The 22,267-nt window shown below is 68.9% G+C and carries 21 protein-coding genes; 5 read left to right on the top strand and 16 right to left on the bottom strand.

What is annotated here, in order from left to right:
* Positions 1 to 126: 126 nt before the first annotated feature.
* On the bottom strand, positions 127 to 318 hold the full coding sequence (locus ACIOHC_RS37830; protein ID WP_376467023.1) for a hypothetical protein: 192 nt from the start codon (positions 316 to 318) through the stop codon (positions 127 to 129).
* An 11-nt stretch (positions 319 to 329) separates the two neighbouring features.
* Entirely contained in the window at positions 330 to 1,181 is an 852-nt protein-coding gene (locus tag ACIOHC_RS37825; RefSeq protein WP_401846091.1) for a helix-turn-helix domain-containing protein, read from the bottom strand.
* Between the two features lie 315 nt (positions 1,182 to 1,496).
* Between ACIOHC_RS37825 and ACIOHC_RS37820 the strand changes: the two genes are divergently transcribed.
* Entirely contained in the window at positions 1,497 to 2,021 is a 525-nt protein-coding gene (locus ACIOHC_RS37820; protein ID WP_401846088.1) for an ATP-binding protein, read from the top strand.
* Positions 2,022 to 2,096: 75 nt separating this feature from the next.
* Here ACIOHC_RS37820 and ACIOHC_RS37815 read toward each other — a convergent pair whose 3' ends face one another.
* The 8 genes from ACIOHC_RS37815 to ACIOHC_RS37780 all read right to left on the bottom strand — a co-directional run bounded on the left by ACIOHC_RS37815 (position 2,097) and on the right by ACIOHC_RS37780 (position 11,724).
* Complete coding sequence (locus ACIOHC_RS37815; RefSeq protein WP_401846085.1) at positions 2,097 to 2,567, bottom strand: hypothetical protein; 471 nt, start codon at positions 2,565 to 2,567, stop codon at positions 2,097 to 2,099.
* Between the two features lie 45 nt (positions 2,568 to 2,612).
* Positions 2,613 to 3,560, bottom strand: a complete 948-nt coding sequence (locus ACIOHC_RS37810; RefSeq protein ID WP_401846084.1) for an amidase domain-containing protein — start codon at positions 3,558 to 3,560, stop codon at positions 2,613 to 2,615.
* A gap of 792 nt (positions 3,561 to 4,352) precedes the next feature.
* Positions 4,353 to 7,007, bottom strand: coding sequence for an MFS transporter (locus tag ACIOHC_RS37805; protein ID WP_401846081.1), 2,655 nt, complete (start codon positions 7,005 to 7,007; stop codon positions 4,353 to 4,355).
* A 212-nt stretch (positions 7,008 to 7,219) separates the two neighbouring features.
* On the bottom strand, positions 7,220 to 8,011 hold the full coding sequence (locus tag ACIOHC_RS37800) for an ABC transporter permease (protein WP_351080288.1): 792 nt from the start codon (positions 8,009 to 8,011) through the stop codon (positions 7,220 to 7,222).
* Positions 8,008 to 9,024, bottom strand: a complete 1,017-nt coding sequence (locus ACIOHC_RS37795) for an ATP-binding cassette domain-containing protein (protein WP_365689377.1) — start codon at positions 9,022 to 9,024, stop codon at positions 8,008 to 8,010. The genes ACIOHC_RS37800 and ACIOHC_RS37795 overlap by 4 nt, the downstream gene beginning before the upstream one ends.
* A gap of 74 nt (positions 9,025 to 9,098) precedes the next feature.
* Positions 9,099 to 9,941: a DUF4097 family beta strand repeat-containing protein gene (locus ACIOHC_RS37790; protein ID WP_351080284.1), complete on the bottom strand. Its 843-nt coding sequence runs from the start codon at positions 9,939 to 9,941 to the stop codon at positions 9,099 to 9,101.
* Between the two features lie 82 nt (positions 9,942 to 10,023).
* Complete coding sequence (locus ACIOHC_RS37785; protein WP_365689376.1) at positions 10,024 to 10,542, bottom strand: hypothetical protein; 519 nt, start codon at positions 10,540 to 10,542, stop codon at positions 10,024 to 10,026.
* A 354-nt stretch (positions 10,543 to 10,896) separates the two neighbouring features.
* Positions 10,897 to 11,724: a hypothetical protein gene (locus ACIOHC_RS37780; RefSeq protein WP_401846079.1), complete on the bottom strand. Its 828-nt coding sequence runs from the start codon at positions 11,722 to 11,724 to the stop codon at positions 10,897 to 10,899.
* Positions 11,725 to 12,169: 445 nt separating this feature from the next.
* Between ACIOHC_RS37780 and ACIOHC_RS37775 the strand changes: the two genes are divergently transcribed.
* Positions 12,170 to 13,039, top strand: a complete 870-nt coding sequence (locus ACIOHC_RS37775) for an LLM class F420-dependent oxidoreductase (RefSeq protein WP_376211695.1) — start codon at positions 12,170 to 12,172, stop codon at positions 13,037 to 13,039.
* A gap of 153 nt (positions 13,040 to 13,192) precedes the next feature.
* On the opposite strand, the gene ACIOHC_RS37770 is transcribed toward ACIOHC_RS37775, so the two are convergent.
* From ACIOHC_RS37770 to ACIOHC_RS37760, 3 genes are all read right to left on the bottom strand, one after another.
* Entirely contained in the window at positions 13,193 to 13,603 is a 411-nt protein-coding gene (locus tag ACIOHC_RS37770; RefSeq protein ID WP_365689373.1) for a VOC family protein, read from the bottom strand.
* A 139-nt stretch (positions 13,604 to 13,742) separates the two neighbouring features.
* Positions 13,743 to 14,135 (bottom strand): helix-turn-helix domain-containing protein, encoded by a 393-nt coding sequence (locus tag ACIOHC_RS37765; protein ID WP_401846076.1) that lies wholly within the window; start codon positions 14,133 to 14,135, stop codon positions 13,743 to 13,745.
* 118 nt (positions 14,136 to 14,253) lie between these two features.
* Positions 14,254 to 14,757, bottom strand: coding sequence for a DinB family protein (locus ACIOHC_RS37760; protein WP_389637815.1), 504 nt, complete (start codon positions 14,755 to 14,757; stop codon positions 14,254 to 14,256).
* A 242-nt stretch (positions 14,758 to 14,999) separates the two neighbouring features.
* Here ACIOHC_RS37760 and ACIOHC_RS37755 point away from each other — a divergent pair, with 242 nt between their 5' ends.
* The 3 genes from ACIOHC_RS37755 (at position 15,000) to ACIOHC_RS37745 (ending at position 18,941) form a co-directional block, all read left to right on the top strand.
* Complete coding sequence (locus ACIOHC_RS37755; protein ID WP_351086826.1) at positions 15,000 to 15,593, top strand: hypothetical protein; 594 nt, start codon at positions 15,000 to 15,002, stop codon at positions 15,591 to 15,593.
* Positions 15,594 to 15,762: 169 nt separating this feature from the next.
* Positions 15,763 to 18,126 carry a Tox-REase-5 domain-containing protein gene (locus tag ACIOHC_RS37750; RefSeq protein WP_401846073.1) on the top strand — a complete coding sequence of 788 codons (2,364 nt, stop codon included), beginning with the start codon at positions 15,763 to 15,765 and terminating at the stop codon, positions 18,124 to 18,126.
* Positions 18,127 to 18,197: 71 nt separating this feature from the next.
* The gene (locus ACIOHC_RS37745) at positions 18,198 to 18,941 is read left to right on the top strand and encodes an Imm52 family immunity protein (protein WP_351086830.1); all 744 of its coding nucleotides are present in this window, start codon (positions 18,198 to 18,200) and stop codon (positions 18,939 to 18,941) included.
* A gap of 85 nt (positions 18,942 to 19,026) precedes the next feature.
* Here the strand turns inward: ACIOHC_RS37745 and ACIOHC_RS37740 are convergent, their stop codons facing one another.
* From ACIOHC_RS37740 to ACIOHC_RS37730, 3 genes are all read right to left on the bottom strand, one after another.
* Positions 19,027 to 19,476 (bottom strand): DUF3592 domain-containing protein, encoded by a 450-nt coding sequence (locus ACIOHC_RS37740; RefSeq protein WP_351086832.1) that lies wholly within the window; start codon positions 19,474 to 19,476, stop codon positions 19,027 to 19,029.
* Between the two features lie 20 nt (positions 19,477 to 19,496).
* The gene (locus ACIOHC_RS37735; protein WP_401846071.1) at positions 19,497 to 20,081 is read right to left on the bottom strand and encodes a hypothetical protein; all 585 of its coding nucleotides are present in this window, start codon (positions 20,079 to 20,081) and stop codon (positions 19,497 to 19,499) included.
* A gap of 74 nt (positions 20,082 to 20,155) precedes the next feature.
* A complete protein-coding gene (locus ACIOHC_RS37730; protein ID WP_351086833.1) occupies positions 20,156 to 22,150 on the bottom strand; it encodes a hypothetical protein in 1,995 nt (664 codons plus the stop codon).
* Positions 22,151 to 22,267 lie beyond the last annotated feature (117 nt).

The raw sequence follows: 22,267 nt of genomic DNA, 5'->3' as shown, positions 1-22,267 counted from the left end.
GCTCCCTCAACCCCGCAAGATCAACCCGCTCAACGCCCACGGTCCTCGCAACTCCCACAGATCGCGGGTGTTGCGAGGACCGTTAGAACCCAAGGTGCACGTCGCGGTGCCGGGCCCCTGTTGTCGCTACAGCAGGTGGTCGGCCTTGCCGGCCTTGATGTCGCGGATCATCTGCTGAAGCGCCTCGCGGCTGTCGGTGAGGTAGTGCTCCTCCGCGCCGGTGACCGCGATGTAGCTGTTGCCCTGCTCATCGGTCCCTATCCGGTAGCAGGAGTTTCCTTCGCCGCAGAACGAGTCTTCCCAGTTGACATCCGACATCGGTCATCTCCTCAGAGTTGGCGTGCGATGTTGTGGATGAAGTCCCGCGACTTGTCCGGCGACAGCGCGATCCCTTCCATCCAGTCCAGGTGGGCCCGATACTTCGCCAACTGCGCCTCCGAATGGACGAAGACGGGTCCGTGAGAGCTGTCGATCTGCACGGTGTCGAGCTGAGGCACCGGTCCTTCCGCGTACAGGACGGTCTGCCCGGCGCCGGGGAAGGCTCCGGCCTCGAAGGGGATCACCAACAGCGTCACGTTCGGCTGCTCGGACCTCTTCAGCAAGTGCTCGAGTTGGGCGCGTGCGACGGTGCGTCCGCCGAACTGCATGCGAAGTGCCGCTTCGTGGACGATGCCCGTGTACGGCGGCGACGTGTCACCGATCAGTACCTCCTGGCGCTCCACGCGATGTGCCAGCCGCAACGCCACCTCACGCTCCGGCAATTGGGGAATCACCACTCGAAAGAGGGCCAAGGCGTGGTCCGAGGTCTGAAGCAGTCCTGGGACATGCATGGAATACGCAGCTCGCATACGGAGCGCGTACGCCTCCAGTTCGGCGATATCGAGAAGCCCTTGGGGCAGCGCGCCTCGATACCTCTCCCACCAGCCACGTCCGCGCGGCTGAGCCATTTCGACGAGAGCATTGACGTACTTCTCGTCGTCGCAGTCGCAGTTGCAGGCCAGCGTGCGCAGACGGTCTGGACTGATGGGGCGTGTACCGGCCTCGATGTTCGAGATCTTGCCCCGGTCCACGCCGAGCAGGCCGGCCGCGAACTCGGCAGAGACGTCGGCCGATGTGCGCATCCTTCGCAGCTCGGAACCGAGTCGCCTCTGACGCTCGGTAGGAGACGTCCTTGCTGCCATGCCGTTCCTTTCCGCATACGGTCACCGGCAGTCTGCCGCGTTCGCGTGCCGGTCGGCCACGAAAGGGTTCATTTACTAGAGGTGCAGGGCTATTTTGCCCCTTGAGAGCTACGTTAGGTTACGCACCGCTCACGCAGCGACGAGTCGGAAGTGCATCGCGCGGTCTTGCCTGCAACCTCCTGCCCTGGGAGGGGCAGCCCCGTGTCAGGGAGACAAGCCACTGCTCGTCCGCAACGCAACCGTGTGAGCCATCCGTGCGCACCCACGCGAAAGAGAGTCGCCGCCAACTCGTCACCCGTATCAGGGGAGTCAGTCATGCACTCATCTCCACTCACCGCGCTCTGCCCGGCCGCCGCCGAGGTGCGTACGCCGGTCCCGTATCCGCATCCCGACACCCAGCAGCACGTCCAGCCCTATCTGCGCTCCAAGGGGCGCTCCGCGCGTGGCCTCGCGCTGAGCTTCACCCTGCCCGGCGACGTTCGCAGCTCGTTCATCGGCCGTACGGTGATCGCTGCCGCCCTGGACGCGCACGGGCTCTCCCCGTACGTCTGGCCCGCCACGCACGCGGCGGCCGAACTCATCGCCGTCACCGCCAGGATGAGCCCGCGCAAGGAGCTCTACGTATCCCTGCGCCACCGCGGCGACGGGCTCCGTCTCCTCGTCTGGGACCAGCATCCCCGTCACCGCGACCCGGTCACCGCCACGCTCTGCGAGACGCGGCGTCGGCGGGCGCTCTGGTTGCTCGCGGCTGTTGTCGACGACTGGGGAGGGGAGTGGGGCGTCTGTGACGCGAGCCTGCCCCGAGGGGGCATCAAGGCCTGGGTCTCGCTGCCGCGCTGACCGGAAGGAGAGGGCGAGTACCCGCTCCGCGAGGGGGCACGGAAGAGAACTCCGTGGCCCCTCGCGCAGGTTCGATCAGCCGGAAGCGGGCTTCGAAGCGCCGGCCGCGTCGGAGGGGAATGTCGTCCCGGCGGGAGTCTTTGAGCTGCCGTCCGGTGTCGACACGGGCAGGATCGCGAGATGCCACTGTTTGCCGTCGCGGGTGATGGTGAGGCTCTCCCGATAGTCGGCACCCTTGCTGTCCTTGGCGGTGATCTTTGCCGAGCCGGTATCGGGGCCGAGGTCGTAGTCGATCTGGATGCCCTCCACCTCCAGGCCACGGCCGCCCTTCTCGTTGATGACCTTCCGGGCGTCCCGTTCGGCGGCGGGACCACGGGCTCCGTCCAGCTTCAGGAGCGCGTTCGCGTCCCGTTCGTTCAGGGCGTCGACGTAGGCCTCGACGGTCTTGCGGTCAGATCCTGCCTTCGGTTTCACGTCGTCGCTGCCGCACCCGGTCAGGGTGAGCAGTGTCACGAACGTGACGCCGACGATGAAGCGGCTCTTCATGTTTCCCCCACAGATGGGTCGACCGATGTGTCAAGCATGGAGTTCTCAGGTGCGGTGTGCGTACCAGGCTGTGTTCGGGTGGTCGGCGATCAGTTTCCCGAGGCTCTTATTGTGAGTGTTGGTGGTGTGATATGTGAGATATGGGGTGCCGTTGTAGACCTTGGTGACGACCATGGTGTGATCTATGATGTCGTCGCTTCTCGGCTTCCAGTTGGCCTGCAGCACATCACCCAGGCCGAGCTTCCAGACGTTGTCGAGCAGCTTGGTTCGCTTTGAGTGTTTGCTGGCGAACCAGTACCAATTCTCCGCACCCGCCCAGGTGTAGCTGGTGCGACTCTGGTAGATCGTGTAGAACCACTTCTTGTTGTTCGACCGCTGTCCGGCATCCGTCGGTCCAACAATCTTCCATCCGCCGGCCTTCATTACTTGTGAAGCGAAATTGGTGCAGTCGCTACCGTAAGTCCGGTATTTACTGTTCCCTTTCTTCCAGTATTTATCGGCGTACTGGACCATTGTCTTGTAGTTGTACGAGGCAGTCGCAGTGGGGTGCGCGGCAGCCATCCGTTTCGGAGAACCCTTACCGACAGGCAGTGGAGTCGTGTCGGACGGCGCGGACTTCGCGCCCTCGCCGTCCGAGGCCCGTACCGGGCCATCGGTAGCCGCGGCGATCTGTGTACTCGGCGCGGGGCCGCCGCCCAGTTCGGGCTTGTCCGAGGAGAGCAGCCACGCCTCGGCAGGTTCACGGGTGAATGTCAGCGTGTGCGGCAACGAGTACTCCTCGTACTCGGGTGCGCCTTGCGCCACTTGAGCGGGCGTGAACGGGAGATAGAGGCGGGTGTCCTCTGTCACGCGCAGAGTTGCGGTGTCCCCTCTGGTGGCCGCGCTGATCACCTTCACATCAACTGCGGCGCGAACGTATCCGCCGTCAACGTGCTGGTAGGCGCGCCCCTTCTGGATCAGCGCGGCGAAGTCCCGTTGCAGTTGGGCCTGCATCGCCCCAGTGGCTGAGGCCGGGGGCTCGGCGGTGCGGCGCCGGGCAGGCGCCGTGGTCACCAGATCGGCTCGTTGTTGGAGGTAGCTCTTCGCGAGCTGGGCCAGTCGGGCCGGGTCTGCCGCTGTCCGGTCAACTGCATGCGCGGATGTTGTGACGCCGCTGGCCAGTATTGCCGCAGCCAGTGTTGCAGTGAGGATGCGTAAAGGTGATATTCCTGCTCGCACGTGTTCCCCCAGGGGTGGGTGAGTGGTCGAGAGCAAAGATATCTTAGCGAAAGCAAATGTAAATGCTGTGTCTAAAAGTAGCCATAGTGGCGGCCTGAATGCGACTCTTCGGTACGGAGTCGGCTTTCCTCGGTTCAACCTGCAAACACTGGATCCGGTGTCACCCCCTCCCGAATGGAACGCCATCGTGGTCGCACTCGACCGTGGCCGGCTCTGTCGGAGACTTGCGTACTCGGCACGGGCCCGTCGCTCAGCTCGGCCTCGTCCGAGGCGAGCAGCCAGGACCCCGAAAGGGTGCAGGTGAAGGTCAGTGTGTGCGGAAGTGTGTACTCCTTGTATTCCGGAGCGCCTTCGACCACTTGAGCGGGTGTCAACGGCTGGTAGAGGCGGGTGACTCCGTGATGCGCTGCCTGGCGATGGCCCTGGCGCGTTCATCGGGCGTACGGCAATGACCGCCACCCTGAAGGCGCACGGACTCGCCCTGTCCGCTGCGGCGGGCCGACGTCCCGTACATCGTCGTGGAGTGCCCGCACCCCGCCGGGCCGGTGAATCGGTCGGTGCACGGGATCAACGGGAGCCGGGATCCTCACTCGGAGGCTTGGCAGTGACCAGCAGGCCGGCGAGCAGGCCCGCGAGGAGCGTCAGGCCGACCGCCCACCAAAGGATGACGGAGTAGCCGCCCAGGACTGCCCTGTCGGTCTCCTTGACGATGCTGGGCAGTGACGCCGGAAGGCTCTGTCGGCTGAGCAGGACGCCTCGCTCGGCTGCTTTGCTCAAGGCCTCAGGAATGTCTGACGTGTGAGCCAGCCGGGCGGTGACCGCCGAGGCGAGGATGCTGCCGAACAGGGGCGAGGCGGCCCAGGCGGCCGACTGCTGGGCCGTGTTGACCATCGCCGAGGCACCGCCGGAGTCCTGCGGGGCGATCCCGCCGGTCGCGGTGGCGAAGAGCGGCACGAGGGCCAGGCCGAGACCGAAGCCGATGAGGAGAGTGCCGGGCAGCACCTTGGTGGCGTACGCACTGTCGGCGTCGAGGCCGGTCAGGAGCGCCAGACCGATCGCCGTCAGCACCAGGCCGGGCACGATGAGGACGCGGGGCGCCAGTCGGCGGTACAGGCGGGCGGAGACCTGGGTGGCGGCGATGACGGCCGCACCGGCCATGGGCAGCAGGGCCACGCCGATCTGGGGCGGGGCGTAGCCGAGGGCACCCTGCAGATACCTGGTCAGGACCTGGTGCAGGGCGAACATGCCCATGCCGATGAAGACCAGGGCGAGGCAGGAGCCGACGCGATTGCGGTCCTGGAAGACGTATCGCGGCAGGAGTGGGCCGGCCGTCGTGGTCTCCCACCAGGCGAAGACCAGGAGCAGCACGATTCCGCCCACGAGGAGGACCACGACCAGGAGATCGGTCCAGCCGCGCGCCTCGGCCCGGCCGAAGCCGTAGACGAGGGCGGCAAGCCCGACGGAGCCGAGCAGCAGGCCCGGAACGTCGAGGCGGGCAGGGGAGCGGACCGGGCCGTCGTGCACCAGGGCGGCCACACCGATCACGGCTGTCACGGCGAGCGGGACGCCGGCGTACAAGCACCAGCGCCAACTCAGGCTTTCGGCCAGCCATCCGTCCGCGAACAGGCCGATCGCCGTTCCGCCGCCGGCGATCGCCGCATAGATCCCGAAGGCCCTGCCCCGTTCCTTCGGATCGGTGAAGCTGATCGACACCAGGGCCAGCACGGCCGATGAGAGCAGTGCGGCGGACGCGCCCCGCAGGACGTTGGCTCCGATGAGAACGTCGAAAGAAGGGGCCGAGCCGCCGATCGCGCCCGCCACCGCGTAGCCGACCAGACCGGTGATCAACGTCCGTTTGCGGCCGAGGAGATCAGTGATGTGTCCGCCAAGCAGCAGCAGTGCGCCGAATGCCAGCGCGGAGGCGAGGGACAACGAGTCCAGGTCGTCGACACCGGGGTGGAGCTCGACGTAGAGGGACGGCAGTGCCAAGTTCGTGGTCGTCGTCCCGACCAGCATCAGCAGTTGCGCCAGCGCGGCCACCGCCAGTCCCCACCATCGCCTGGGGTGCGGACCATGAACGCCGGCCGGGGCCGGTGACGGAGGCCGGGCGCCTGGCACCGGGCCCGCGGACGGTGCGAACCCCGGCGGCGCCGGGTGGAGGTCCGCCGGCGTCGTCGGGGTGTACGCGGGAGGCGGGGGAAGTGTCTGGGCCTGCGGGGGACGCTGGGTCTGGGCAGGGATGCGAGGGTCCGGCTGCGCGGCCCGTGTCTCCGGGGCGAAGTCCAGCAACTGGGCCGCGTGTCGTCCGAGTTGGGCCAGCACCGAGCCGGGCAGCCATTCGCCGTCCTGGTCGGTGGCCGTGCGGGCGGCCACCTCGGCGGGGGTGGGCCGCTGTGCCGGGTCCTTGTGCAGGCATGCGCGTACGAGATCGACGAGTGACTCCGGTACGCCGGTCAGGTCCGCTTCCTCCTCCGCGATGCGGAAGAGGTGTGCGTTCAGGCCGGTTTCCGTGGCGCCGAAGAGGAGTCGGCCGGTGGCGGCGTAGACGAGGACGGCACCCAGGCAGAACACATCGCTTGCCGGGGTGAGTTCGAGGCCGCGCACCTGCTCGGGCGACATGAAGCCGGGGGATCCGATGAGCATCCCGGTGCGGGTGTGCAGGCTGTCCCCGGCGAGGCTGTCCATGGCCCGTGCGATACCGAAGTCGATCACGCGCGGGCCGTCCACCGTCACCAGCACGTTGGACGGTTTCAGGTCGCGGTGGATCAGGCCCGCCCCGTGGACGGACTGCAGAGCCACTGCCAGGCGGTTGGCGAGGGTGCGGACCGAGTGCTCGGGCAACGGCCCGAAGTCCTTGGCGACCACGGTGGTCAGATCGGGCCCGGGGATGTACTGGGTCGCCACCCAGGGCACCTGGGCCTCGGTGTCGGCGTCGAGCACTGCTGCCGTCCAGGTCCCGCCCACCCGCCGGGCAGCCGCCACCTCGCGTGCGAACCGCCGGCGGAATTCCGGGTGCTGGGCGTGCTCGGCCTGTACGACCTTCACGGCCACTGTGCGCCCGGCTTCCGAGCGGCCGAGATACACCAGGCCCATACCGCCCGCGCCCAGACGGGCTATCAGGCGGTACGGGCCGATGCTCGTCGGATCTTCCGTGATCAATTGGTCCACGGCAGCAAGGTAGTTGAGGAGCACGGACCTCGGTGTCGAATCACGGTGAATCATCTATGCAGTCTGTGAACGCCATGCAGTCGGTGTCGCTCAAGCAGGCAGGGCAGACCTGCGTCCTGTCGACGAGCAGTACCGCGAACGCCACGGCGGTCGGCAGCCCGCCCGCGAGGAACGTTGGACGGGGCGGCGTACGCCGACGCGGTGTCGGAGTATGCCGCCCCGGGCGGGACGAGTTGCGGGAGGCGGGCTCGCGCGGGTCGGCCCGGCTATTTGGGGTCGCGGTTGAAAACCGCCTTCGACCAGAAGTAGCCGAGCGTGGCCAGTCCCAGGCACCAGGCGATGGCGAGCCATCCGTTGTTGCCGATCTCGGTGCCGAGCAGCAGGCCGCGCAGGGTTTCGATGGCGGGGGTGAACGGCTGGTACTCGGCGATGGGCTGGAACCAGCCCGGCATCGCGTCGACCGGGACGAAGGTGCTGGAGATGAGCGGGAGGAAGATCAGCGGCATCGCGTTGTTGCTGGCTGCCTCGGCGTTCGGGCTGACCATGCCCATTCCGACCGCGATCCAGGTGAGCGCCAGGGCGAAGAGCACGAGCAGCCCGAATGCCGCGATCCATTCCAGGACGGTGGCGTCGGTGGAGCGGAAGCCGATGGCCACGCCGACGGCGCCGACGAGGACCACGCTGATGACTGACTGCAGCACGCTGCCGATGACGTGCCCGGTGATCACCGAGCCGCGGTGGATCGCCATCGTGCGGAAGCGGGCGACGATGCCTTCGGTCATGTCGTTGGAGACGGACACCGCGGTGCCGATCGTGGTACTGCCGACGGTCATCAGCAGGAGGCCCGGCACGAGGTAGGCGATGTACTCGGAGCGGTCGGCGCCGCCGCCACCGATGCCCGCGCTCATCGTGTCGCCGAAGATGTAGACGAAGAGCAGCAGCAGCATGATCGGCGTGAGCAGGAGGTTCAGGGTGAGGGACGGGTAGCGCCGCGCGTGCAGGAGGTTGCGGCGCAGCATTGTGGATGAGTCGCGTACGGCGAGGGACAGGGAGCTCATCGGACATCCTCCTTGGGCTGGTTGGGCTGGTTGGGCTGGTTGGGCACGGTGGAGCCGGTCAGGGCGAAGAACACGTCGTCGAGGTCGGGGGTGTGCACGGTGAGTTCGTCGGCCTCGATGCCGGCGGAGTCCAGCCGGTCGAGGATGGAGCGCAGTTCGCGCTGGCTGCCGTCGCTGGGGATCTGAAGCGTGAGGGACTCGTCGTCGCGGGTGGTTTCGGGCAGCGCAACGGTGGCGGACCGGTAGGCGGACGGGTCGGAGAAGCGGAGCTGTACATGCCCGCCCGGGATGAGCCGCTTGAGCTCGTCGGCGGTGCCCTGGGCGGCGATCTTGCCGTTGTTGAGGACGGCGATCTGGTCGGCGAGCTCGTCGGCCTCTTCCAGGTACTGGGTGGTGAGGAAGACGGTGACGCCGCCCGTGACCAGTTCGCGGATGATGCCCCACATGTTGTGGCGGGAGCGGGGGTCGAGGCCGGTGGTGGGCTCGTCGAGGAAGATGATCTGCGGGTTGCCGACCAGGGTCATGGCGATGTCGAGGCGGCGCTTCATGCCGCCGGAGTAGGTGGAGGCGGGCTTCGATGCGGCTTCGACGAGGTCGAAGCGCTCCAGCAGCTCGGCGGTGACCCGCCGGCCCTCGCTGCGGGAGAGGTGGTGCAGGTCCGCCATGAGGAGCATGTTCTCCTCGCCGGTGATCAGCCCGTCGACGGCGGAGAACTGGCCGGTGACGCCGATCGCGGCGCGCACGGCCTGCGGGTCGGCGGCGACGTCGTGGCCCGCGACCCGGGCCTGGCCGCCGTCGGCGGTGATGAGGGTGGACAGGATCTTCACAGCGGTGGTCTTGCCCGCGCCGTTCGGCCCGAGCAGCGCGAACACGGACCCGGCCGGGATGTGCAGATCGATGCCGTCGAGGACGGTCTTGTCGCCGTACGACTTGCGCAGACCGACGGTGGCGACGGCGGTCGGCGCCGGGTGACCGTCGGCCCGCTTGGACGTGGGCATGACAGAAGAGTGCATGGAGTCCTCCCGTTCGAAGGATGAAGTGGCAGGGGGAGTGGGCGGGTTGGGGGTGGTGCGGGTCAGGGAGGTGCTCAGACCCTGGCGCGGCGGATGTCGATGTTGCCGTGCCGGGTGCGGGCGCGGACCTTGACGGTGTCCTCGCTCTCCTCCGGGGCCTCGGACGCGGTGAGCGTGTTGCGTACCTGGCCGGAGACCGAGGTGACGTCGAGCCAGGCGGCCGTGCCCTCGCGGACGCCGACCTCGATGGCGCCGTAGGAGGTCTCCAACTGGACAGTGCCGCGGGCCACTTCGCCCACGCGCAGGGTGCCGTGGGCGGTGGTGGCGGTGACCGAGTCCTCGGCGCGCCGGATCTCGATGTCGCCGTTGGCGCCGCTCACCCGCAGTTCGCCGGTCGCGGCGCCGACGGTCGTGGTGCCGTGCGAGTTCTTCAGGACGGCGGGGCCGTCGACGAGGCCGACGCGCAGGCTGCCGGAGCTGGTGGTGATCTCGGCCGTGCCCTCGACCCGGTCCACGGTGATCGAGCCGTGCGACGCGGTCAGCTTCAGCGGGCCGGTCGTGTCGAGGCGGACGTCGCCGGACGAGGTCTTCACCCGGACCTCGCCGAGCCGGCCCTCGCCGAGCACCTGGGTCCAGGCGCCGGTCATGTCGATGCCTGAGCCGGTGGGCAGTTCGACCGTCACGTCGACGACGCCGGTGCGGCCGAACAGATTGGACTTGGGTGTCCTTACGGTCAGTACACCGCCCGCGTACGTGACCTCGGTCTGCTCGGCGGTCCGCACGTCCAGGTCCTTCTCCGGGTTGCGGGGCCGCATCTCGACGACGGTGTCGAGGCGGTCGCCCGCGGTGAACTGGATCGAACCGGCCTCCACACGTGCGGTGACCGAGATCGCTTCGGGAGTGTCGAAAGAAGGCATGGCTGTCCCGTCCTCTTGAGTCCTTGGGGCGTCCCCGCTGGTGGGGCGTGGTGTGGGTGAAGTGGCGCGGGCGGGGGCGCGGTCAGCGCACCCAGCCCGTGATGCTCTGTCCGACAGTCCGGGCCTTCTCCGCCGTACGCGGCCGGGCGCCGCCGTCGACCGCGGCCGACACGGCCCGCACCAGCCACGCGTTGACCGACAGGCCCTCGCGGCTCGCGGCCTCCTCGGCGCGCGCCTTGAGGTGGGCCGGCAGACGAAGATTGACGCGGGCGGTGCCGCCCTCGTCGCCCTCGGCGGGCGCCGGGGCCCTGAGTGGTTCGACGGGTGCGGCGGTCGTTTCCATGGTGCCGCCGTCGGTGGGCGGTGGTGTCACCACGAAGTCGGGGTCGAGCCCGCGCAGCCGTACGTCGACCGAGCCGGGGGCGAGTTCGCGGGTGATCTCGTCCATCGCGGCGGAGAGCACGTTGAGCATGGTCAGCCGGGTCGCCGACTCCAGGGGAGCGGTGAGCCTCTCGGCCAGCTCGCGGGCTTCGTCGCCGCCGGCTTCGGCGGCCACCGCGAGTTCGCGGCGGAGCGTGTCGACATACGGGGTGAGGTCCATGACGCCATGATGGCACCACAATGGCGCCAAGTGCAAGCCTTGGGGTGGCGCTTCTGGCTCGGTAACTGGCGCAGCCCCCTGGCCTGCGAAAACGCCCTGGCGCCTACCTGGGTGATTGTGGCGCCATGCGTGCTCATGCGTTCTTGGGGGCGCGAAATGGTGTCGGGCAGCGCCGGGTGGCACTGAGTGGCGCCGGGTGGCTCCGGGTGGCGCCAAGCCGTGCCATCCGACGCCATGAGATGCCATGTACACCTCAGGGTCAACGGCGAAGGCGGCGACGGCCTTCGGACCCGAGTTCGTCGAGGGCCTGTCACCAAGGCGGTGTGCGGCGCCTTCCTGCGCCGGGGTCGCGCCTCAGCCGATGCAGAGGACGAGCACGCAGATCTGCGAGGGCGACGTCGACGCCGACGGAGGGCTCGCCGGTGTAGCCGAGTCGGAGCCGGTGTTGCCGGTGTTGCCGGTGTTGCCCGCGTTGTCGGCGGGCGCGGGTGCCTGCTGCGGCGGCGTGGAGGTGGGGTCGGGGACCGTTTCGCTGACGGTCGACGGGACGGAGTTCCCCGGTCGAGGCGCCGACGCCGCCACCGTGCGAGGAGCGGCGGGGGCGTCCGGCCCGGCGTTCAAAGGCGTGGCGTGGGCCGGGGCGGCGGCGGACTGCCGACGAGGGACGTCGGTCGCGGGCGACTGCACGGTGGAGGTGCGCGAGGAGCGATGGGTCCCGGACCGCGGCGCCGGCCCGCCGGGGTGCCGCGTCCGTTCCTCCGCGGAGCCCATGCCGGCGACGTCCGGCGCCGGGACCGCCGGCGCGTCGGCCGCCTGTGCCTGGCCGGCGGAGGACTGCCGGTCCATCGCGGTGACGGTCAGGCCGCCCCCGACGAGCGCGACGGCGGTCGCGACCACGGCCCGGCGCTTGTTCTTCTTCCAGCGCGCCATCTCACGCCGTCGCGCCGCCCGTCCGCGCGGCGCGGGTACCGGGTCGGTCGAGGCCGCCGCCTCGCCACCGGGACCGCCGTCGTCGTGCCAGGTGTCCGACGGCGAGAACTCGTACGCCGGCGCCGCGGTGGCCTGGGCAGGAACGGCGCGATCGGCGGCCGCACCCGGGGCGATGTCCGGGGCGTAGGCACCGCACCCGGGACACACCAGGGCGCCATTGAGATGCCGACGACATGAGGAGCAGTAGTCCATCTGCGGTCTTCCTGAGTTGACATGCCGTCGAGCCGCCGGATCGCGGCCTGGTGCACGTTCGCACGTGGAATCGAGCGGCCAGCCACGCTAACGAGGATGTCGAGCGACTGTGTGCAGCCTGTGTGACGCTCCTGCATGGATTCTTGCGAGCTTCGCATGTGGGCCACTACGGGGGGCGTCCCGGTCAGGGGGGACCGGGTACGTCGCTCGGAGCCCGGGTGCGGCGCGGACCGGCCACTCACGGCCGGCGTTGCGGTGGGAGGGCGTACCGACATGCCGATGGCCGCATGGGCGCGTAGCGTGACTATCGACTACGGACGGTGGCTGCGGGACGGGTGGTCAGGAGGTGGAACGCCGACGGGCCCGGAGCACCAATCCGGCCGACCCCCCGACCGGGCAGCGACGCCGTCCCGGCCTGCTCCCCCTTGACCCGCGGAGGACGGACGTGAAGCTCGGCTTGCACTACTGGAACTACTCGACGCCGGCCGACCCCGCGCTGATCGCGCCGACGCTCGCGGAGTCGGTACGTGTTGCCGAACAGGGGGGAATCTCGTCGTTCACCGTGATGGATCACTACTTCCAGATGGAGACCGGGCAGACCGTCGCCGACGACCCGATGCTGGAGGGGTACACGACGCTCGGCTTCGTGGCGGCGGTGAGCGAGCGCATGACGCTCGGGCTGATGGTCACGGGCGTGATGTACCGGCACCCCGGGCTGCTGGCGAAGATCGTCACCAGCCTCGACGTGTTGTCGGGCGGCAGGGCCAGGCTGGGCATCGGTGCCTCCTGGTACGAGCGCGAGCAGTACGGGCTCGGCGTGCCGGTGGTCCCGGTCGCCGAGCGTTTCGAACGGCTGGAGGAAACCATCCTGATCTGCCTCCAGATGTGGAGCGACGACAACGGCCCGTTCCGGGGCCGTCACTACCAGCTCGCCGAGACGCTGTGCGTACCCGAGCCGATCGGCGAGCGCCCGTCGATCATGATCGGTGGCGGGGGCGAGCGGAAGACCCTGCTCCTGGCAGCCCGGTACGCGGACGCCTGCAACCTGTTCGCCACCGACCAGGAAGAAGTGGCCCACAAGCTCGATGTGCTGCGCGCACACTGTGACGCGGAGGGCCGTGACTACGACGCCATCGAGAAGACCGTGATGTACAACGGCCCCGTGCTGGACAAACCCGGCGCGTTTCTCGTGCAGGCGGAGGCGTACGCGGACCTGGGCATCAGCGAGATCCAGGTGCTGCCGGACCGGCACCCGGTCAGCTTCACCCACCAGATCGCCGAGCACATCGCGCCCGGCATCGCCGCGATCGGGTAGTCGCGCGGGACGCGCACCGGGAGGCCGGTCCGTGCCCGTTCCAGTCACACGGACGCGGAGGCCGGTCCGCGCCCGTTCCGGCCGCACACGCATGCGGGGGCCGGCGCGTCCTCGCTCCGGCCCCCACCCCCACCCCCACTACCGGGACAGCGCTCAGGCCTTCGGCTGGGTGAAGCGGATGCGGTTGCCGAAGGGGTCGCGCAGGCCGCAGTCGATTCCGTACGGGCGTTCGGTCGGCTCCTCGGTGAACTCGACGCCCCGGCTCAGCAACGTCTCGTACGTCTTGCGGCAGTCGTCCGTAGTGAAGATGAGCCAGCCGCCCATCGCGCCCTTGGTCACCAACTCGCGTACCTGCTGCGCCGTCTCCTCGGACATCGCCGGGGCACCCGGCTTCTCCAGCATGATCTCGCGCCCGGGGTGACCGGGGACGCTGACGGTCAGCCAGCGCATGATGCCCATGTCGACATCGGTGTTGACCTCCAGGCCGAGCTTGCCGACGTAGAAGTCGAGGGCCTCGTCCTGGTCGAGGACGTATATCTGCGAATGCGTGATGGCGTTGAACATGTGCATCACGCTACTGGGCAGGCCCGACGAGAACTTATCCAAAACTGCTCTGTCGAACGGCGCGGCCGACGGACGGCACGAGCAGGGACGGACGGGTGGGCGGACGGGCAGGGAGGGGCGGTGCGGGCGGTGCCGGCGGTCAGTCGCTCGGCCGCATCCAGGCCATGGTGAAACACGTCGGCACGCCCGTGGGCGTCGCTTCCCTGCGGTACGTCCTCGGCGACCGGCCGACGATGTCACGGAACGTACGGCTGAAGGTTCCCGGGCTGCCGAAGCCGACTTCGAAGCAGATGTCCGTCACGCTCCGGTCGGTCTCCCGCAGCAGGAACATCGCGCGCTCGACACGGCGACGCTGCAGATAGCGGTGCGGTGTCTCGCCGAACGCGGCCCGGAACGTGCGCGTGAAGTGCGCCGGGGGCACATGGGCGATCCGCGCCAGGGCGGGGACGTCCAGCGGTTGCGCGTAGGCGCGGTCCATCGCGTCCCGTGCCCGGAGCATGCGGCGGTTGGTCTCTTCTGCGGCGCGGCCCACCGTGCCATCACACCACGGTTCTCCACAGGTCCGGGCCCAGGCCCAGGTCCCGGTCCGGACCCGGATGCGGACCCGGACCTGTACCGGTATGCGTGAGTCACCCCATGACTCGCAGGCCCTACGCGCCGGTGGTGCCGTCCACGATCTCGCGGATGATGTCGAGATGGCCGTTGTGCCGGGCGGTCTCCTCGATCAGGTGCAGGACGATCCAGCGCAGATCGGGAAAGCGGCCGTCCCGGCGTGGCCGTCGGGCCGGCGTGTCCAGGTCGTGGGAGGCGACCAGCTCGCGGTAACGCGTGGTCCGGGCCTCGTACTGCGACAGCACATCGGCGAGCGGCATGTCCACCGCGATCCGCATCTCACGATCGGGGTCCTCGTCCGTCCACGGCCCTTCGTCCTCGCCGCCGAGGAAGACCACCTCGAACCAGGAGTACTCGACCCAGCTGAGGTGGTTGATCAGCCCGGCGATCGTCATCAGGGGTGAGCCGGGCAGCGGGGCCCGGCGGGCATCGTCCGGCGAGATGCCCTCGCACTTCGCGCGTGCGGTGTCGCGGGCGTAGTCGAGGAAGGTGGCCAACTGGGTGCGCTCGTCCCACGCGGGAGGCGAATCGGTGCGTGTCATCGGCGTACACGATGTGCGATGGCCCTGTCCCTGTCCACCGCATTGTTCCATTGGGGCCCGCCCCTGGGTCCGTGGGCCCACGCCGGGACATGCCGGTCTCATTACGCTCGTACGTGACCCAACCGTGAGCCCACCCGGCCCGCGCCCGTCACGGGCGCCGGTCCGGCGCGCCCATACGCACGTTGATCTGCACCTCCATCTGAATTCGTTCCCTGGGGTGATGTATCGATGGTGATGTATCCATGAGTGACGGTTTCTTCTACTCGTACCATCTCGGCTGGAGCCGCCCGGACGCCGAGTCGCTCTTCGGTGACCTCGACGCGGCGGGACTGGGGCTCCGCCACCCCGTCACGAGGCGGGTCACACTCCTCGGCCCGGGGCCGGACCCATGGGGCACTCCTTCGTGGGTGACCAGGGAACAGCTCGTACTCCTGGCCGGCCTGCAACGGCTCGACAGGGTCGACTTCGTCCTGTGGATGCACAGCGGAACCGACGTGCCCGCGCGCATCCGACGGATGGCGGACGGAGTCGTCGCCCTCGAATTCGGCTTCGGGCGGCTGACGCGGGACGAGCAGGAGGTGGCCGCGCGGGCGATCAGGGAGGCGATAGGAAGGGCCTCCGTGCTCTGCATCGGCTTCGTGGTCGACCGGGAGGGCGCTTCCGCGGCGACCGACTGGAGCGGCGTCGTCATCAACGGAACAACCTACTTCGACAGTTGGCCGGACACCCTCGCCGTACGGCATGAAATAGCGGCGATGCAACCCCAGTTGGCGGGCGTGCACTCGTACGACCAGTCGCCCTGGATGCTGTTCGGGAGCGAGGTCCCCAGCCGGTAGCCGGAGCCGTTCCGTTTCTCCGTGGCCGCAACTCCCGTCGGTATAGCCGACTTTGAGCCTTGCATTGGGCCCTGGGGCCCATGCCCGAAGGGTGCCGATGTGGTCGGATGCGTGGAGTGGCTGAACTGTGGCTGCACACCGACAAGCTGGGGGACTCGTCGTGTCTGGCATGGGCGGATTTGCGATTTCGGGTGGCGCCGGTGGGGGTGCCGCCGTGGTCCAGCAGGGCAGGCAGCCGCTGCCGCGCCCGCTGCAGGCGGTGCTGATCCTCGTCCGGATCCTCTTCGCCGCCGCGGTCCTGGGCGGCGCGGGCGTGCTGACGGTGGCCTCGGCGGTGAACGAGGTCGACGGCCAACTGTTCGGGCTGCTGCTGTACGCGGCGCTCCCGAGTGTGAGCGCGTTCGTGCTCTCGCTGTACCTGCGAACCGGCGGCATCTGGATCTGGCGCGGGCTCCTGGCCATACATGTCTGGCTCACCCTCGGCGCGCTGGCGACCCTCGGCGGTGACGGCGGCGGGCGAGGCGTCACGCAGCTGGTGATGCCCGTCACCGTGATCGTCCTGCTGTTCCGGCCGAGCTCGCGCGAATGGTTCGACCTCCCCCTCGAACAGCGCTTGCCGCACCGACGGTTCAGCATCGCGCGGATGATCGGATGGCGCCGCGACGACGACGGCCAGACCGCGATGGAATACCTGGGCATGGTCCTGGTGGTCGTGGCCCTCATCGGCGGGCTCGTCGCCACGGGCATCGGCGCCCAGCTGACGGGCGAAATGCAGAACGCGATCTGCAAGCTCACCGGGAGCGCGTGCCCCGCGCCCGGGGGCGATGTCGTGGCCGGGAACGAGGGGCACGACGGGGGTGCGACGTCCGGGAGCACGACGGCCGGGGGCGCGGACTCCGGCGGCTCCGGCTCGGACTCCGGCGGTACGGACTCGGGCGGGTCGGTCGTCGGTGGCGGCACGAACTCCGGAGGGTCGACCTCCGGGGGGTCGGACTCCGGAGGGTCGGACTCCGGCGGCTCCGGCACCGCAGGCTCCGGTTCCGGCGGCTCGGGCGCGGCCGGCGCCTCCGGCGGGAGCGACACCGCCATCAAGGTCGACGACGGCGGCGACGACGTGGACAGCTCCGGGGAGCCGGACGGCGGCGACGTCCCGGACGGCGACGGCGGCAACGGCGGCGACGAGAAGCCCGGTGAGAGCTGCACCTCCGGCGTCGGCGCGTTCTTCTCCTGCGCCGCCCATCAGACCGGCGGCTTCTTCAAGGGCCTGGTCGGCGACGGCCTGTGGGGCGACATCACCGGCACCTTCGACACGATCGCCCACCCCGTCAAGGCGTGGAACGGCCTGATGGACTACGGCAAGAGCCTCGGCGACAAGTGGAGCCAGGACTCCAAGGGTGCCGGGGACAAGTGGTCCAAGGGCGACTACCTCGGTGCGGTCTGGGACTGGACCAAGGCGTCCGGTGGCACCGGGGTGAAGGTCCTCGACGACATGTTCATCGGCGACGACGTCCGCGACATGTGGAAGAAGGGCAACGAGGGCCAGGCCATCGGCACCGGCCTCTGGAACATCGGCTCGCTCTTCATCCCGGGCTACGGCGAGGCCAAGCTCGTCGGCAAGTTCGGAAAGCTGGGCAAGCTCGGGAAACTCGGCAAGCTCGGTGAAGTCGCCGAGAAGGCCTCGGAGGCCGCGGCCAAGGCGAAGAAGGCCGCCAAGGCGGGCGATGTCGGGGCAGCCGAGAAGGCCGCGAAGGAAGCGCAGCAGCACGCCGACGACGCCGCCGAGAAGGCCGGCCTCAAGGGCTGCACCGTCGGCATGGGCGGCCGTGTGCGGGTCCCGTACGGCAGCGGTGCGGGCATGGGGCTGCCCGGCTCGGGCACCGGTGTCCTGGCCGCGACCCGCACGTCCGTGCCCGTCGGGTTCTTTGCCGGAAAGTGCGACGAGGTCGACCCGGAGAAGAAGGCCGCCGCCGACGAGGCCCAGAAGCAGGCCGACGAGGCGAAGAAGGCGGCTGCCGCGGCCAAGCGGAAGCAGGAGCTGGAGCGCGCCAAGAACCTTCCGAAGCCGGCCTGGTACAAGGACCTGAAGGATCCGCCGGCCGGGGCCAAGGACGGCGGGCAGGGCAACTGGAAGGAGATCAAGCCGGGCGTCTGGAGCTACCCGACCGAAATGGGTGCCCGTTATCAGGAGCAGATCTCCAAGGTGGGCCGCGGAAAGGAATACCGGGTTCCGCTGGACAAACTCACGGGGAAGCCGGTCGACTTCGACGGCTGGGACGCCTCGCGCGGTACGTACCTCGAAGCGAAATACGGGTACAAGGGCAAGGACTACTACAACGCCGAGACCGGGGAACTCACGCCGGATCTCGCCAACCGCTGGGCCGATCAGGCAACTCGGCAGGTGGACGCCGCGCGGGGTAAGCCGGTCGAATGGCACCTTTCCGATCCCGACGTCGCCGAGGCGGCCCGGATCATGTTCCGGGACAGGAAGATCAACGTTAAGGTGATCAATACGCCAGGAGATGTCGTCGGCTGAATCAGGAACGCGGGGCGCCGGACGCCGAACACGGGCGACGGGCGCAGCGCCGAGGGCTGAGGGAGAGTTCCGTGCTGTATGTCGTTGCCAACGGTGGTTGGGGAGTCCGGGAAGAGGACGTCCGGCAGATCGGCAGGCGATGGGCGGCAACTCTCGCCGCGCTCAAGGACGTGGACGGCACGACCTTCGGAGACTGGCACGACGCCGGGCGCGGTGATGCCTCCGATCCCGTGGTGGTCCCGTCGGAAGGCGCAGTCTCGGAAGAGGTGGTGACCGACTACATCGAGCGGAAGAACCAGGGGCCCGATCTCGACGTGGTGGGATATACGTCCTCCCTCTGGGCGCACAATCCCGGGAAGCTGCGCGTCACCACGGCGATTCACGCCGGCGGCGCGTCGCGATACATTATGAATTCGATCTCGCTCACGTTCCGCTCGCGTGATGTGGATGAATCCACCGAGGTCATTCGGCGCTCGGCCGAACTCCTGCGGATCATTGCCGATGCCTGGGACATCGACGCCGGTCAGGTGTACAACAATTCGCAGTACGACGCGGTGGATGAAAAGTTCGACCTGAGGAATTCCGATCCCCGGTGCGGCCGGTCGGTCTATCTCTCCGCCGGACGAGCGGCGTCGGCACCCGAGGGGCTCGACGCCACGTACACCCGTACCGCGGCCGGCGGTCTGCTCATCGATCTCACCCGGGGCGGTACGACGGTGCCGACCGTCGAGGCGATCGTCGAGGCCAACAGGGAACTGCGGGCGGCCGGGGCGCTGGAGTCGCTTCCGGAACCGTTCGACCGGGCCAAGTTCTGACACCCCCACGTCGCCGGTACGCCCCTGTCGGAGCCCTTCGTCGGAGCCGGTCCCGGCAGCGCCGATCCAGGCGGGACCGAACCCGTCAGAGCCACCCGCGCATCGCCGCGAATCCGACCAGCAGCCCCACCGCGAACACCCCGAGCACGACCGCGAACACCGCCGGCATCACCACCGGCCCCCACGCCCCCCGCCCCGCCACCGTGGCGCTCCCCGAAGGGTCGGCCGGGTCGTAGCTGACGCGGACCGGCGCCCCGATCTCGAAGCCGAAGGGGCCCGGGGCATGGTCGGTGAACTCGATGTCGTGGCCGTCCCTGGTGCGGAACGCGAAGACGTACTCGGTGGCGTAACTCCGGTCCATGCCCGGACCCCGGTCGACCGTCCGGCGGTCCGCGCACCGGCCTTCGGCGTGTTCGCCGTGCCGCACCAGCCGCAGCACCCGGTTCAGACGGAGCGCCGACCGGACGGCGAACGCGCCGAGGAGGAGTCCGAACAGAAGCAGGAACGTGGCCGTGCCGCCGGGCAGGATCTGCATGAACGAGCGCCCCTGATCCGCTACTTGACCGTGATCGAATCGACGAAGACGTCGAGGTCCTGTCGGCTCAGCGAGCCCTTCACCGCGTTGATCCGGACCGCGAACGGCACATGCTTCGAATCGACGCCCGCCACCACGACACCCGTCATCGGGGTGCCCGGAGCCGGGGTCCGGTCCTTGCCGCTGGACGTGAACTCGTAGTCGATCCTGCGTGCCTCGCGGGCGCTCTCCGCGCCCGCGAGCCGCACGTCGGAGGTGTTCTTGCGGGTCGCCCCGAGACCGATACCGGCACCCGCGGCCGCCGCCGCCTCACCGGCGTCGTCCACGCCCGTGGCGAAGTCGAGCTGCACGGAGACCATGCCGCTGCGCAGCCCGCCCTCCTCCTTGAGCGCGACGGCGGCGTTGGCCTTGGCGCGGTCGGCCGCGGACTGCTCCTTGTACCCCCTGTTCTCGGGGTAGCCGACGGAGAGGCTCTTGGTGTCGAGCTTTCCCCAGCCCTCCGGGAGCGCGGCGGCGTCGCCGCCGCAGCCGGTGAGCAGGGTGAGGCCGATGGCGGCGGCAGCAGCTGCGCCGATTGCCCGGGACATCTTCATCGTCGTCGTCATCGCCTATCGCCTCTTCGTCCTGCGTGGTCGGTGCTGTGCCGTAGCTGTACCGTGCCGTAGCCGTACCGCCTTGGCTACTTGGCGCAGTAGCTGTACGGAAGGTACGAGCGCTTGTCGCCCTGCGGAGCCCCGAGGAACTGCGCGTCCGTCAGTGTCTCCTTCTTGTGCTCGTCCGAGATGGAGAATCCGAGACTCATGCCGAGCGACACCTCGAAGCCGAACTCCTGGGCGTCCGTCTCACCGTGGTACTTCATGCTGCTCGACAGCCCGTCCTGGAACATCAGCTGCTCGAACGGGTCGGTTCCGGTGGGCTTCTGCTGCATGGAGTGGTCGCCGAACATGTACTCGAACGGGGCGGTGTTGTTGCCGGAGCCGTTCAGCCACTGCTCGGCGACGGCCCGCTTGTCCTCGGTGGCCTGGTCCGTGTCCTTGCCGAAGACGATCGAGTTGGTCAGGACCTCGATGCCGGTCTCGCTGGAGGAGTCGGTGCCGCTGACCTTGCCGCCTCGCTTGTCGCCGTCCTTCTTGCCGTTGTCGCCGCTGATGTCGCCCTTGTCGGACTGGGCGCCGCCCTCGACGGTCTGGGTCATGTCGATGCGGACGATCTTGCCGGTCTTCTGGTCGCGGGTGACGGTGATCGCGCCGGTCCGGCTGTCCTTAGCCGCGGCCGTGCCGCCGAGCGGACCGGCCGAACCGCTGACCTTGCCCTCCAGTTCGAGCTTGGCGGTGTAGGTGTAGGACTCGTTGCCGTTCACGTCGTCCTTGGTGATGGTCACCTCGGGGGAGAACTTGGCCTTGCCGCCGAGCTTGGCGCCGAGCTTGGTCTCGTCGCCCGCGCTGATGGAGAGCCCGCCGTCCGCGTACGCGTTGAGGCCGATGGTCGAGTAGGAGATCTTCTTGTCGCCGATCTTCTTCTCGACGTCCTTCTTCTTGTCGGCCCACTTCATGCCGGAGTACCAGCCGCCGCCGTAACCACCGCTGTACTTGGTGGAGGTCTCCCACATCTTCATCTCCTCGATGTCGTCCCGCATCTTCTTGGCTTCTTCCTCGCTCTTGAAGACCCAGGTGTCACCGTTGGTGATCTTGATGCCGCCGCCGACGTCCACATCCGCCTTGCCCAGTTTGCCGAGCTTGATGCCGGGGGTGCTGGCGGTCGCGCCGGCCGAGGCGGCGTCCGTGAAGGTCATGTAGACCAGCTTGTCGTTCTCGTCGACCTTGCCGTCGCCGTTCACATCGGTCTTGGCCTGGCTGACCTTCTGCTGGAAGCCGTACTCGTTGCCCCACTCGAACCAGCCGATCTTGACCTTGTCGCCGACGGTGTCGGAGACGCTGGAGACCTGGCACATCTTGGGCTCGTAGTCGGCGTCCGCCTTCGGCTGCGCGGTGGTGGTCCCGCCGCCCGTGGAGCAGGCGGCACCGCCGCCGCCCATCGAACTGATCGCACAGCGGATGCGTTCGCCGATCTGGCCGCCCACGCCCGCCATGGCCATCGCGCCGATCAGCGTGACGACGAGGACGATCACCCCGAGGTACTCCATCGCGGTGGCTCCGCCGTCCCGCCACGCGTACGAGTGGGGCACGGGCGCCTGCTCCTCGCGGTCGTCCAGCAACCGGTCGACGGCGAGTCCCGCGGCCGAACCCGTCACGAGCGTGACGACCGGCATCAACGTGCCCTCAAGGCCCACGAGATGCCAGGACACCGCGAATCCGTAGAGGAGGGCGGCCAGCGGGACGCCGAGCGCGGCGAGCAGGGTGAGCGGGCGCGACTCTCGGCGCTCGTCGGGCAGCACGCGGGCCGCGGCCAGGACCGTGAGCACGGTCGTGATGACGTTCGGCACATGCAGCAGGGCGAGCCGCCAGCCGAACGACGCGAGCCGCTGGTCGGTGGCCAGCATCTCGACGAGCCCGCGCGACACCAGGTATCCGGCGGCGATGTAGACCAGGGCGCCCGCGGCCCAACTACGCGTCAGGGCGAAGAACACGCCACCGCCCGCGCCGGAGCCACCACCCCCGCTCCCCGGTGGTATGTGGCCCGCGCTTCCGCTTCCCCAGCCCCCGCCACCCGTCACGGTTCTTCCTCTCCGACGCTCATCTGCCATGCCCGTGCCCGCAGTTGTGCATACGGGTCTGGCGTGAGCGTACGGGGGTACGGGCCGGGTGACCTGGGCCCTTGGCCCCAAAGTCGG

It is taken from the genome of Streptomyces sp. NPDC088252 (genome assembly GCF_044740965.1).
GTDB lineage: Bacteria > Actinomycetota > Actinomycetes > Streptomycetales > Streptomycetaceae > Streptomyces.
The sequence above is the reverse complement of the archived record's forward strand: the minus strand, read 5'-3'. Positions and strand labels throughout refer to the sequence as shown.